Source organism: Acinetobacter sp. V89_4 (genome assembly GCF_029967875.1).
Classification (GTDB): Bacteria; Pseudomonadota; Gammaproteobacteria; order Pseudomonadales; family Moraxellaceae; genus Acinetobacter; species Acinetobacter oleivorans.
The window spans coordinates 125341-139237 of sequence record NZ_JASCAI010000020.1 but is presented as its reverse complement, the minus strand read 5'-3'; the positions used below and the strand labels follow the sequence as shown (position 1 = coordinate 139237).

Genomic DNA, 13897 nt, shown 5'->3' with positions numbered 1-13897 from the left:
TGCTAACTTATTATTTCTAATCAGTTAGCTTTCCACCACAGTGTGGGCAATAACATTTTTTCTCTCTAACCGACTCTTCTTGCTCTAATACTTTTTCTCGCATAATTTGAACAATCAGGTTATGCGCCTGCTCTTTTGGTAGACCTACTTTTTGACGGATTCGTTCTATTTCAACTTCATCATGTAAAATATCAATACCTCGTACTTGAAGTAATTCACGAAATTCTTGCTCTAGCCTTTGATTACGCTGGTTAAGTTCATTTGCAAGCCCCGATGCCAAAATACCAGCTGGTAAAGCTGCAATACCAACACCCAAAATTGTAATGAGTGCCCCCAATAACTTTCCTAAACTTGTCACTGGTGTTACATCGCCATAACCCACTGTGGTTAAAGTCACTACAGCCCACCACATAGATTTAGGTATTGAACTAAAAGCTTCTGGCTGAGCCTTGTTTTCAACCACATAAATTCCAGAAGCGGTCATAATAATCATAATGATTAAAATAAAGATAACAGCCTGAAAAGAACCTTTCTCACGTTTGATCACGCATAACAATATCTGTAGTGAGATAAAATACCGCGTTAATTTTAATAAGCGTAGTAAACGTAAGATTCTGAGCATACGAAGATCAATTCGTACAAAGAAATTGAGATAGGCAGGTAAAATTGCCATCAAATCAATAATTGCTTCTCCGCTTTTCATCCAGTTCAAGCGAATTTTCCATGCCGATTGTGTCGTATCTCGATCTGCAACACTCCACAATCTTAATAAATATTCAATACTAAAAATTGCAATTGAAATAACTTCAAAATAGTCAAACCAAACACGATAGCTTGTGTACAAATCATTTACTGTTTCTAATAAAACGGCAGCAACATTACCAACAATTAAAACAACTAAAAAATAATTAATACATCTACTTACCGTAGTTTCATAGTCATGATTATGAAGATTATTATAGAAAAACTTACGCAATCCCTTCAACGCTGAATTTTGCATATTGATCTGACCACTTGATATTGAAGATATAGTAAGCTCTCACTGCCTATTCACCAATACGGTCTTTAATAAATTTTCCTTAACACGCTTCGGTAATTAAAATTTTATATTTTTCTACTTCAGCTCGCCGCTACACATCGGAATTCATTTTCTTTCCACCACATCACATCATAGATTCCTGGATGTGATTTTAAGATAATATTTATATAATTTTGCAGCACCATAATATGATGGGTAATATCAATTTTTCGAAATAAAAATTTTCTTAAAATAGGTGTATTCGGTGAAATAAAAATTGCGAATCCGTTTCTATATTCTTCATAGACACTTATTCCAAGATACATCGTTATTTCAGGCAATGGAATTTCAATTTTCCATCCCCAATTTTCACTATACAGTTCAACATTTAAATGATATCTATTTCTCAATATACTAAAAATATATTGCGCAATTTCTTCAGTTTTTTGAACTAAAACTCCTCCTTCATTAGAGTGTATTTTTTGTTCATATAGTTGATAATCATCAAATTTAAATTCAACTATTGTCTTTAGCATTCTCAAATTCCCTATATAAAACACCCATATTTTTTTTAATTATTTTTAAGTTCGTTTAATTATTTTAAAACAAAAAACCAGTTAATTACTACTACTATATTCAATTTTATATATATCAAATTTTAAAATGATATATTTAACGTTTTTAAACAAACTCATGACTCATTTCACGCTTTCAATAAAATCAACAACTCAGAAAGACCAATTTTTATCCAATATTATATCTAAGTTATTTTATTTAATAATTTTTTACATCAGTTATATCTTAATCTAGATATATAATTTATTTTTTGATCTTTAATATTTTCTAAAAATTAGTATTAGAATATATTAATTTAATTAGATATCTTTATAGCTTTTTTTAAAATTAACCATACTAAGTACTATTTATTAGACTGATATCTATACAGAGAATTTATCATTCTGACATCCATTTCAGAATTAAAAGTTCAGTAAAACTTAATAATTTAGGTTTAAATTAAGAAATATTTAACTTAAAAGAATGACGTTTTTCATAGAAATGAAAGCTAGTACTTATTGCTTGTGATTTTTTGAATTCTTGAATCATTTAATCGATAATAGAACTTTAATACTTATGTCTTTAGCGATTTACTCATAAAGAACTTTAATTTTTAATCATACGAAAACAAGGGGAAATTACATGGGATTTAAAGCCCTCCCTACACTTATTTCTTTATTTATTACATTGTTAATCTGGTTCGTTATTCCTGTACCAAATGGTGTTGATCCTGATGCTTGGCATTTGTTAGCGATGTTTGTCGGTGTAATTGCCGCAATCATCGGTAAAGCGATGCCAATTGGTGCCATTGCCATTATTGCAATCACTTTAGTCGCTATTACTGGTGTGACTAACACGAGCCCAAGCGGTGCAATTCAAGATGCTCTTAGTAGCTTTGCTAACCCACTCATCTGGTTGATTGGTATCTCCATTATGATCTCTAAAGGTTTGCAAAAAACTGGATTGGGTGCAAGGTTAGGCTATTTATTTATCGCAGTTTGGGGCAAGAAAACCATTGGGATTGGCTATAGCATGGTACTTTCAGAACTCATTCTCGCCCCTGTAACTCCAAGCAATACGGCTCGTGGTGGTGGAATAATTCATCCGATTGTACTGGCAATTTCTACTAGTTATGATTCTGATCCTGCTAAAGGTACCGAAGGTCGGATGGGAAAATATCTGTCATTGGTTAACTACCAAGCCAACCCGATTACCTCTGCAATGTTTATTACGGCAACTGCCCCTAACCCATTAGTAGTTGATTTAGTGGCAAAGGCGACCAATAGTGAAATTTCATTAAGTTGGAGCACTTGGGCATTGGCGATGTTATTACCTGGTTTGATTGCTTTAATTATTATGCCTTTGATTATGTATTTGATGTATCCACCCGAAGTCAAAGAAACGCCTAATGCAGCTCAATTTGCTAAAACTAAATTAAAAGAAATGGGCCCAGTCAGTAAAAATGAAATCATCATGCTTGGTGTATTCGGTATTTTATTGATGCTATGGGCAGGGATTCCCGCCATGATTTTGGGCTCTGCTTGGGCTGTTGACCCAACGACGACTGCTTTTATTGGTTTAGGATTATTGCTACTTACAGGTGTTTTAACTTGGGATGATATTCTTACGCAAAAGAACGCATGGGATACAATTACTTGGTTCGCAGCATTAGTCATGATGGCAACTTATTTAAATAAGCTTGGTTTAATCACGTGGTTCTCGAGTGTTTTAGAAACTAGTATTGGTCATTTAGGTCTAAGCTGGATGCCTGCTTGTCTATTATTAATGCTTGCTTATCTGTATGCACATTATATGTTTGCTAGCACCACGGCGCATATTACCGCTATGTTTGCAGCCTTTTATACGGCAGGACTTGCACTTGGTGCACCGCCAATGTTGTTTGCTTTAATGATGGCAGCAGCTTCTAGCATCATGATGACCTTAACCCATTATGCAACGGGTACATCGCCTGTGGTGTTCGGTTCGGGTTACACCACACTTGGTGAATGGTGGAAAGCTGGCTTTGTCATGAGCGTGGTTAATATCATCATCTTTGTGGTGATTGGCGGACTTTGGTGGAAAGTGTTGGGTTATTGGTGATTTTATAAATATGGAGGAACATTGTTATGTTAATAGGAATGTTTCTCTAAATTTAAATGCCAATGTATAAATAATATTACCATCAGTATAGATATCTCTTAATCTTAAAAATCTTTTGCCTAATTTTAATTTAAATAAGAATTCTCTCTATCGATCAAGGCATTCCACTCTTCATGACTATAAAGTTTAAGATTGGTCAATTGGGTACCCACTAATAAAAAGTGATCATCCCATGTCAATACTTCTCTACTGTCCTCTAATGTTCTGTTTGAAAAAATGGGAAATAAAATCTCGTTAAAATGCATTATTCCAATTTCAAGTAAATGCTTCACCTCTTTAGGATTCTCAGGAATTGAATAAAAGACAGGTATATTTTTGATTAATTTAGAGGCGATTTCGCGCGGTTCAGAATATAAATCATCTAAATACCATTTTCCATCATCACATCTCCATAAATAGGCAGTAAAACTATTTTGCTTAATTAATAAGGTTTCAGTAATGGCATTTGGGTCTTGATACCAAACAATAAACTCTAGAGCCCTTGTTGGAATTATTGAAAACGTCGGTAATTTTAGATAAGGGTAATCTTTTAATATTATGGAGAATAATTGCTGAATTGAGCTTTCCAACTCTTCAATTTTTTGTTTTTTATTCAAAATATTTTCTAATTCAAAAATATTTTTTTCTATATTTAAAATGCTTTTCATTATAAAAAATAAGGGCTGATTAATCAGCCCTTATTTTTAGCTAAATCAACAAATTAAGTCAATTGAGCAGCTTGGATTTTCTTAGTATCAACTTGATCAGCTTCTTTAGTATATTCACTCATCTTGTCGAAGTTTAAGTATTTGTAGATGTCAGCAGAAGCGCTGTCGATTTGCGACGCGTACTGTTGATATTCTTCTGGGCTTGGTAACTTACCAAGAACCGCAGCTACAGATGCAAGCTCAGCAGAAGCTAAGTAAACGTTTGCACCTTGACCTAAACGGTTCGGGAAGTTACGAGTAGAAGTCGATACACATGTTGTGTTCGGTGCTACACGTGCTTGGTTACCCATACATAATGAACAGCCTGGCATCTCTGTACGCGCACCAGCACGACCATAGATGTTATACAAGCCTTCTTCCATTAATTGGTGCTCGTCCATACGAGTTGGTGGAGCCAACCATAAACGAGTAGACAATGAACCACCAGGTACTTTATCAAGTAACTGACCAGCTGCACGGAAGTGACCGATGTTCGTCATACAAGAACCGATGAATACTTCATCAATTTTGTCGCCTTGAACGTCAGAAAGAAGCTTCGCGTCGTCTGGATCGTTCGGGCAGCAAAGAATTGGTTCTTTGATGTCAGCAAGATCGATTTCGTAAACTTTTAAGTATTCTGCATCAGCATCAGCTTTTAACAAGCTTGGGTTGTCTAACCACTTCTGCATGTTTTCAGCACGGCGCGCCATAGTACGAGCATCGCCATAACCTTCTGCGATCATCCACTTCAACATGGTGATGTTAGAACGCAAGTATTCAGCAACTTTCTCTTCAGAAAGTGTGATTGAACAGCCAGCTGCAGAACGTTCAGCAGAAGCATCAGAAAGTTCGAATGCTTGCTCAACAGTCAAGTCATTTTCCATTTCTGACAAATCGATCTCAAGGATACGACCAGAGAAGATGTTTTTCTTACCTTTCTTCTCTACAGTTAAGTCACCCGCTTGAATTGCGTAGTAAGGAATTGCATGTACAAGGTCACGTAAAGTGATACCAGGTTGCATTTTACCTTTGAACTTAACAAGTACAGACTCTGGCATATCAAGTGGCATAACACCAGTTGCAGCTGCGAACGCAACAAGACCAGAACCCGCTGGGAAAGAAATACCGATTGGGAAACGAGTATGTGAGTCACCACCAGTACCTACTGTATCTGGAAGTAACATACGGTTTAACCAAGAGTGGATAATACCGTCACCTGGACGTAACGATACACCACCACGGTTCATGATGAAGTCAGGTAATGTATGGTGAGTTGTTACGTCAACTGGTTTTGGATACGCAGCAGTGTGACAGAAAGACTGCATTACCAAGTCAGCAGAGAAGCCCAAGCAAGCTAAGTCTTTTAACTCGTCACGAGTCATAGGACCAGTTGTATCTTGAGAACCAACTGTAGTCATCTTAGGTTCACAGTAAGTACCCGGACGGATACCTTGACCTTCAGCTAAACCACATGCACGACCAACCATTTTCTGAGCTTGCGTGAAGCCTTTGCCAGTGTCAGCAGGTTGTACAGGTGTACGGAACAATGTAGAAGGTGCAAGACCTAATTCTTCACGTGCTTTAGCAGTTAAACCACGACCAATGATCAAGTTAATACGACCACCAGCACGTACTTCGTCTAAAAGTACTGGAGTTTTAAGTTCTGCTTCTGAAATTTGTACGCCATCTTTAAAAGCAGTAACTTTTGCAGCAGCGTGGTCAATTTTCAATACAACTTCGTCGCCCATGTTCATGTTAGCAACGTCGATTTCTACAGGTAATGCACCTGCGTCTTCCATTGTATTAAAGAAAATTGGAGCGATTTTAGAACCTAAGCACACACCACCGTCTTTTTTGTTTGGAATGTGTGGAAGTTCGTCACCGAAGAACCAAAGTACAGAGTTAGTTGCAGATTTACGAGAAGAACCTGTACCAACAACGTCACCAACATAAGCAACTTGGTTGCCTTTCGCGATGAGTTCTTTGATTTGGCTTAATGGACCAACTTCACCTGGTTTTTCAGGGTTGATACCATCACGCTCGTTTTTCAACATTGCATTTGCATGTAATGGGATATCTGGACGGCTCCAAGCATCTTGAGCTGGAGACAAGTCATCAGTATTTGTTTCACCAGTTACTTTGAACACAGTGATTTTGATTTCTTCTGGAACATCAGGACGGCTAGTGAACCATTCTGCTTCTGCCCAAGATTGTAAAACAGCTTTAGCCGCAGCGTTACCAGCTTTTGCTTTATCTGCTACGTCATGGAATGCATCAAATACAAGAAGTGTTTTCTTTAATGCTTCAGCAGCTAGGTTTGCAAGTTCAGCATCGTCAAGAAGCTCAACAAGTGGTGCTACGTTATAACCACCAAGCATTGTGCCAAGTAAGTAAACTGCACGTTCTTTAGAAACGAGTGGTGAAGTTGCTTCGCCTTTTGCAATCGCTGCCAAGAACGCTGCCTTTACGTAAGCTGCTTGGTCAACACCTGCAGGAACACGGTTTTCAAGCAAATCAACCAAGAACGCTTCTTCGCCTGCTGGTGGATTTTTTAATAGTTCAACAAGCTGAGCTGTTTGAGCATCATCAAGTGGCTTCGGTGGGACTCCGAGTGCGGCACGTTCTTCAACGTGTTGGCGGTAAGCTTCTAGCACGGTGTTCATTCCTCTTTTTTTGAAAAATTACTTGCAAATTCCAGCTTTGTAAAAAAGCTTCACAAGTAATATGGACTACAAAAGTTTACTAGAGTTCAAGGTAAAAGTTAATGAAAACGGGGTGTTTCTCCGTGATGCCCATTATTTTGTATCTAAATACCTGTGTATAAATAACGAACAAATTAGCCAAATTCGGATTATTTTTGAGCAAAAACACCCCTCAAGAGAGGAAATTCAATAACCTTACACAATTAGAACGATTTATATTTTGGCATTTTGTCATGAGGCGTTATCAAACATTCATCCATCGCTTGCTTTCTAACTTTTTCTTGGAGTGCTTGAGAATCTTGAGTTAGTTCTTCTTTTGGAATCGCATAGACTTTATCAATAATATTAAGAATGAACTTTTTGGTAATGTCATCTTCAATTTTATTTGCATGCTCAACGGCCTGAGTTTTTTCAATTGCTTGCTGGCGATCAAAAACAATGCTTCTAGCCGCATTTCCTACGCTAGTACAAAAGCCATGCCATTGCTCTTCAGGTGTTAATGGCTTCTTTTCTGAACAACCAACAAAAAATAAACTCACTGCAATCAATAAAATCTTTTTCATCATTTCACTACACTAATTATTGCTGCCCATATCATACGGAAAATCATCATTTTTGCAAAAACAGTCAAAAAAACCGAGATGATTTGCCCTCGGTTTTTTTTATATCAAGCATTAGAAATGCTAGTTTGAGTTAATTAAAAAATTTGATATCAGTCGGCGTTGATATTTTTGCTGCATCGCCAACGGGTTTTAAGGTGCCTTTGTTGGCATCAAAATGGAACAAGCTAATGTTATTACTATAAACATTGGTTACATATAGATATTTACCCGATGCATCGAATGAGAAAGCACGTGGTTCAATACCATTAGCTTTATAAACTACTGGTTTAGCTAGCAATCCATTCTGCTGAATTTTAAATACCAAAAGTTTATTGTCTGCACCACGATTGGCAGCAATCACATATTTGCCATTTGGACTAAGGATAATTCCACTCGCGCTCTTAAATTCAGGTGTTTTGTCTTCGTGGATTAGTTTTAACTCAGCCACTTTTTTCAAATGACCATCTTGCACATTAAATGTCACAATTTCGCTTCGCATTTCTGCGGTAACGTATGCATGTTTGCCATTTGGTGAGAAGACCATATGACGCGGGCCAGAACCATGCCTAAAAGTCACATCTCGGCTATTGTCTGCTTGGAGTGGTTGAAGTTTATTCGGGTTATAGTGAAAAGTATAGACTTTGTCATTTCCAAGATCGCTTGCATATAGATACTTACCATCTGGACTAAATGTGGTCGAATGCGCATGACCACTGTCCTGCCGACCTTTGACGTGACCAGAACCCTCGCTAAAAACAATATTTTGTACTTTTTCACCTAAATGGCCGTTTGGCAAAATTGGGAAAACAGCTACCCCACCACGACCTTTATCAAATGCCGAATAGTTCGACACAAATAGGAATTTGCCATCTAAACTAATTGACGCGTGTGTTGGATGTCCACCATGGCTATCCACTGTGTTCAGCACATTCACCTTTCCATTTTGAATTGATAACGCAGTCACCGCTCCTTCATTTTCTTCATTAGTGGTATAGGCAAAGCGGCCATCTTTCGATTTTACAATCCAAGAAGGACTTTTCATTTTCAAGACATTAACAGGAGTTAAGGTTCCATCGCTATTCACTTTAAACTGGTACAAACCTTCACTGGCTTGTTTTGGTTTTTGCGCAAGTGGTGCGTTAGGGATCGATGTCCATGTTCCTACTAAAGCAATTTGTTGTTGTGCGGCATTTACGCTAGAGCCCCATCCAAATGACAAAAGCGTCATCGACAATGTTGCAGTTAACTTTTGAATTAGCCCACGATATTTAGTATTTGTATCGTTTTCCTTATCATATTTAATTTCAACAGAAGTATCTATTTTCACTGCTATATCCTTGGAAAAAACCACCTTATTTGCACTTATCAACAAAGTATTATCAATTTAGTTTCATTTAATGATTCTGAAAACTAATTTATAAAATAGTAATTTTCAAGTGACTTTTCTTTAATTAAAAGCCTGTTCAAGCTTTAGTTCTTTTTAAGAGAATTAAGACTCTATATCGATAAATATTCAATTTTTTAATTCATATAGAAATACTTAAAATAAAAGCCCACTAAGAAGTGAGCTTTTATTTCGTTATTACTTGAGACTAATCAAATCATTATAGGTACTAAAGTACTTTCCTAATGTTTAATTTCCGCCTACTAGAAACGCCAGTTATAGAATAAATCGATCGCTCTTTCTAAAGACTGACTTGCTTCTAAGTATAAACGTCGATTCATTTGATAACGTAAAGTCAGTTTGTTCACTGGAGTGAATACGCCAACACCATAACGAATAAATAGATCAGGTGTGATATAGCCCGTTAAGCTCACCTGCGTATCTTCACCCGTACCTTGTGCATCTAGAGCTAAGCCACTCAAACCGAAAGTACGTCCAATCTGATTCGTTAAAGCACGTGTACCACCCAAGCCCATACTAATCCCTGCGGCAGCAATGGTGTTATTTACATCGGACTTAAATCCTTCCGCATTACTTAAACCACTTGAACCTTCATTAATACGACCCGTAACGAGCGCATTCAATGCTTCTTGCTCAGATAGTCCGGCATCATTGTAAACCTGAATGTTTGGCGATGTTGCAGTACCTGTAACACGTACCCCAACCATACTGCCCTGAACATTTTTGTTTGCATCGATATCTAAAGTAGGATTAGCCAATGGACCATTAAAACGCGCAATTGCTCGATTCAAATCTAGACTTTGTCCGTAGGCTTCGATTTTCACTTTTTGGCTGACACCAATTGCTCCATTCGCTCGCATTGCAGTTTCGTAGCCACGTTGACTTAAGTTTAAACGACCAACTAATGGAATATTACTGTTGAAGCCTTGGAATATCACTTGGTTTCCAATATTAACAGCAATATCAGCTCGAATATCCCAAGGTTTAGCAGCTCGTAGAATTGCAAGCGGATCTTGGCCTTGTCGAACTATGCGAACATCTGATGAGGTGTTAATGACTGGAGCAGTTGTTTCTGGCATTGAAATACGTGCACGAGGAACATCTACCGATCCTTTTAAGCTTAAACGCTTATCGAAAGGATACATATCAAGTGTAAGGTTTGGATTAGCAATTGCAGTAATTAACGGAGCCTGACGTACAAGTAAATTATCACCTTTGAGGTTTAATTGAAGACGTGGCGAATCTTTCCATTCAAAACTACCTTTTAAAAGCCCTACACCTTGACCGCTGTTAAACGCACCATCAATTGTTGCCATGTCCTGACGAATTGATGAGTAAACCTGAACATTCGTTAAATTAACTGGAAGCGAAATCATACTGATTGCGCCATTTTTCAAACGCATTTCACCAGTAAATTGTGGCTGAGTTAATGTACCGTTGACTTTACCAGCCAAGGCTAAGGTCCCGCTCAGTTTACGGACATCTTGAATAAATGGTTTTAATACTTTTAATTGAACATCATTAAAAGCGACTTCACCATGCATTGGCATTGATGGCTGGAATGGATTGATAATGACGTTCGCATAACCCGTACCAATATCAGGTGTTTTCACATCAACACGGAATAACAGTCCTTCAGATACACTTTTTGCAATAACACCCAGCTCATCATAAGCCAGCGTGGTTGCAGGATCTTGTGGATCTTCAGCAGCCAGACCAATTTCACCTTTACGCGTAATTAAACGTGCATCAAGTTTTGGATGTCCACCATTTACCCACGCAGCCTTAGCATAACCGTTTAATTGCCCAGTCATCGCCAAGCCTTCTGGCATAAATGCCGCGAAGTCACTTAAATCCATGTTTTGGGTTACAAACGAAATATTACCGCGAGCCTTACTTACTCGTACTGGCTGATCAAAGCAGAGCTGGCTATTCGCACTTTGCCAACAATGTTGACCTACATATAGCTCAGATCTTGCAGAAGAATAAATCACTGGAGCATTTTGATTTTGTGCAAGACGAATACGTCTTGAATCAAAACTTCCTTTTTGGATTTGCCCTAACCAATCATTGTTCTGGTTAAACCCACCTGCTAACTGAACATAGAACTTAGAAATACTATTATTGCCAAGTACTTTCAATAAATGCGCTTTTCTCGTTCCTGTCAAATTCACTTCAGCGGACTGAATTTGTCTATTTCCACTACGCAAATTATCTAATTTTGCGGTTAATTGAGTTGGCGTTGTTTCCGATGTTGGAAGTTCACCCTGAATACTCAATCTCTTCACACTCACTAAAGTATTAAAAGCAAAATCATCTACTGCGATATTTGCTGTTGCTTTTAAACGTGGCTGTGATTGTACATTCAGATCACCATAAGCTCGACCGCGTAATCCTGGGTATAACTCGTAAAGTGCTGGTGCATTGAGCTTGATTTTTAGATTTTGAGCATTACCTGTCGCTTGTAGCTGATTCTGTCCATAGACTAAAAATAAATTATTTGCTTCAAATTGCTGAGGTAAAAAGCCATTTTGGTTAGAGTCCATCAATAAAGATAGATTACCCTTACCTCTAACAGGCTTATTATTTATAAAGCCAGCAAGATTCAGTTGTTGAATATTAATTCGTTTTAAATGATCTGACCAAACCCCTTGAGTTTTCAGATTACCTGAAATTTCACCTTTTACAGCTGAGGTAAAATATTGAGGTTTAAAGCGCACCAATGAACTATTAATATCCCATGCAATGCGATCTTTCAAATTTACAGAACCCGTTGCATAGATTTTTCCAGCGACACCATCATGCTGTAGCTGGTTAATTCGAATAAAATCTGGTGTACCTGCTATGGAAAACTTCAATAAACCATTTGCCTGTTTTAGAGCTTTTAAAGATCCATCATAATTAACTGCAAAGCCTTTAAAGCCACCACCAGCTTTTACATCATGGAATAATAATGCTGCGGTACTTTTCCCACCCAAACTAACAGTCTCTTGACCTGCTTGAGCCAGTCGACCAGTTAAATCAATTTTCTCAAATTGAATGATTTGCTGATTTGGTTTAGCAAAACCATTCGCTTTAATCGAACCATTTAAAAGATTGACAGGTGCTGCCGCATGAATACTTTGTGGATTAAAATCTTTTGCATTTAATAATGCATTCCAAACCAACTGACGTTTTTCAGTCGGAAGAAACACTTTAGCCTGACCAGTTAAGCTACCTTTTTCAGCAGCAAAACTAAAATTGGGAACATTTAAAATATTATCTTTAATATTCAGATTGGCTAGATATTGTCCTGCTGGCAATAAAGTTTTTTCATGCTGATATACTTTTGTCGCAACTTTAATATCTTGCTGGCCATCACGTAACATTAAATCGACCTGACCACTGTCACTACTTAACCACCCAATATAAGGCATTGCACGATCTATTTTCGTCCAAGCTACATTCATGAGCATTGGTTGAGGTTTATTATTTTTTTCAGGAGCCTGATTAAACTTAAGCTTCCAAGACTCATAACGGTCAAAGTCAACGTTAGCAAATACTTCAGTACCTTTTTCCAAGGAACCAGTTGAAGCAACAGCTGCGTCTAAACTTGGCGGTAAAAAGTCTTGTACAACCTGAGGAATGGCTTTGTCCTTCGGACTAATATGGTCTAAACGGCCTTTGATATCCCAAGTAACATGATCTTTCCAGCTGACTAAACCTTTCAGGTTAACAGCGCCTTTCATGACTTGGCCATTAAAATCAGTGATATTCAACTGATGAACCAAATCAGTATTCATTAAAGCGTTATATTGGCCTTCAGGTAAATTCTCACCTTTTAAATCTGTATCAACGGCCAAATTAAGTTGTTTAATATCACCTTGAAACTTGATTACACCATTTTTTGCAAATAATTTTTGTTCAACCAATAAAGGTAAGTGATAATTTTTTAGTAGTAACTCACCTTGCATTGGAACTTCATCACGAACAGGATGCAATACCACCCAACCCGTTAACAAATCAGGAGTTGTTGTTGCAACCCCAGCTTTTAAAGTATCTAAACTTCCACGTGCTACGACTTTAATATTTTGAATATTTAAACTTTTTAAAGATGGGATTCTTAAATCTGCTGTAGCATCTAATGGATATTTACCACTAAAATCCATTTTTCCTGCGGCATTGTGGACTGAAAGATAGCCCATATCCATACTTGATTTTTCAAATTCTAGTTTAGTCTCTGACCAAAGTGCATCTTGCAAATGAACGTCATGAAAAATTACATCTGAGGTTGCTAGCTTAATTTCTAAATGATCAACATCAGCTTCATCGACGCGTAGAACAAATGGTAATTTAATTGGCTTAAATTCAAATGCCTTACCAGACGGCGGAGTTTTATTAATAATACGTAAATTACGTACATCTGCATGGCTTAAATGCACTTCTTTTTCTAATAATAAAGAGCGCCAACCTAAGCCTACGTCAGCTCTGTCTAATGAAACATCAACTTCGGTTAATTGCACCAAAACATTCTTAAGAATAATTCCGCGCAGTAAGTTTCCGCCTTCGTATTCATATTTAATTATTTTCTGAGCTTCTAAAACCCGATCTAATAAAAAACGACTTCCGCGATCTGTTGACATCATGATGACTAACGAAGACGCTAATAATAAAAATATGATCAATATCGTCAGCAGGAAGCTACGCAAAATGCGCCGCTTCTTAGGTGAGCGAGGTGCCGAAGTTGGCTGCTGTTCTACATCCGCCATAAAATAAACCTAATAAAATTT

8 protein-coding genes are annotated in these 13897 nt (G+C 37.4%); 1 reads left to right on the top strand and 7 read right to left on the bottom strand.

The features are described from left to right. Positions 1-16 precede the first annotated feature (16 nt). Both QLG01_RS08125 and QLG01_RS08120 read right to left on the bottom strand, forming a co-directional pair. Entirely contained in the window at positions 17-1000 is a 984-nt protein-coding gene (locus QLG01_RS08125) for an ion transporter (RefSeq protein ID WP_049836989.1), read from the bottom strand. A 119-nt stretch (positions 1001-1119) separates the two neighbouring features. After that, the gene (locus tag QLG01_RS08120; protein ID WP_151988554.1) at positions 1120-1554 is read right to left on the bottom strand and encodes a hypothetical protein; all 435 of its coding nucleotides are present in this window, start codon (positions 1552-1554) and stop codon (positions 1120-1122) included. Between the two features lie 661 nt (positions 1555-2215). Here QLG01_RS08120 and QLG01_RS08115 point away from each other — a divergent pair. Further along, positions 2216-3673, top strand: coding sequence for a DASS family sodium-coupled anion symporter (locus QLG01_RS08115; protein ID WP_151768799.1), 1458 nt, complete (start codon positions 2216-2218; stop codon positions 3671-3673). A 125-nt stretch (positions 3674-3798) separates the two neighbouring features. On the opposite strand, the gene QLG01_RS08110 is transcribed toward QLG01_RS08115, so the two are convergent. The 5 genes from QLG01_RS08110 to QLG01_RS08090 all read right to left on the bottom strand — a co-directional run bounded on the left by QLG01_RS08110 (position 3799) and on the right by QLG01_RS08090 (position 13876). Further along, complete coding sequence (locus tag QLG01_RS08110; protein ID WP_151988553.1) at positions 3799-4380, bottom strand: hypothetical protein; 582 nt, start codon at positions 4378-4380, stop codon at positions 3799-3801. A gap of 53 nt (positions 4381-4433) precedes the next feature. Beyond that, complete coding sequence (locus QLG01_RS08105; RefSeq protein ID WP_005306651.1) at positions 4434-7073, bottom strand: bifunctional aconitate hydratase 2/2-methylisocitrate dehydratase; 2640 nt, start codon at positions 7071-7073, stop codon at positions 4434-4436. Positions 7074-7324: 251 nt separating this feature from the next. After that, the gene (locus tag QLG01_RS08100; protein WP_004791531.1) at positions 7325-7687 is read right to left on the bottom strand and encodes a hypothetical protein; all 363 of its coding nucleotides are present in this window, start codon (positions 7685-7687) and stop codon (positions 7325-7327) included. 127 nt (positions 7688-7814) lie between these two features. Continuing rightward, positions 7815-9050: a lactonase family protein gene (locus QLG01_RS08095; RefSeq protein ID WP_282496208.1), complete on the bottom strand. Its 1236-nt coding sequence runs from the start codon at positions 9048-9050 to the stop codon at positions 7815-7817. 320 nt (positions 9051-9370) lie between these two features. After that, positions 9371-13876, bottom strand: coding sequence for a translocation/assembly module TamB domain-containing protein (locus QLG01_RS08090; RefSeq protein ID WP_282496207.1), 4506 nt, complete (start codon positions 13874-13876; stop codon positions 9371-9373). Between the last annotated feature and the right edge of the window lie 21 nt (positions 13877-13897).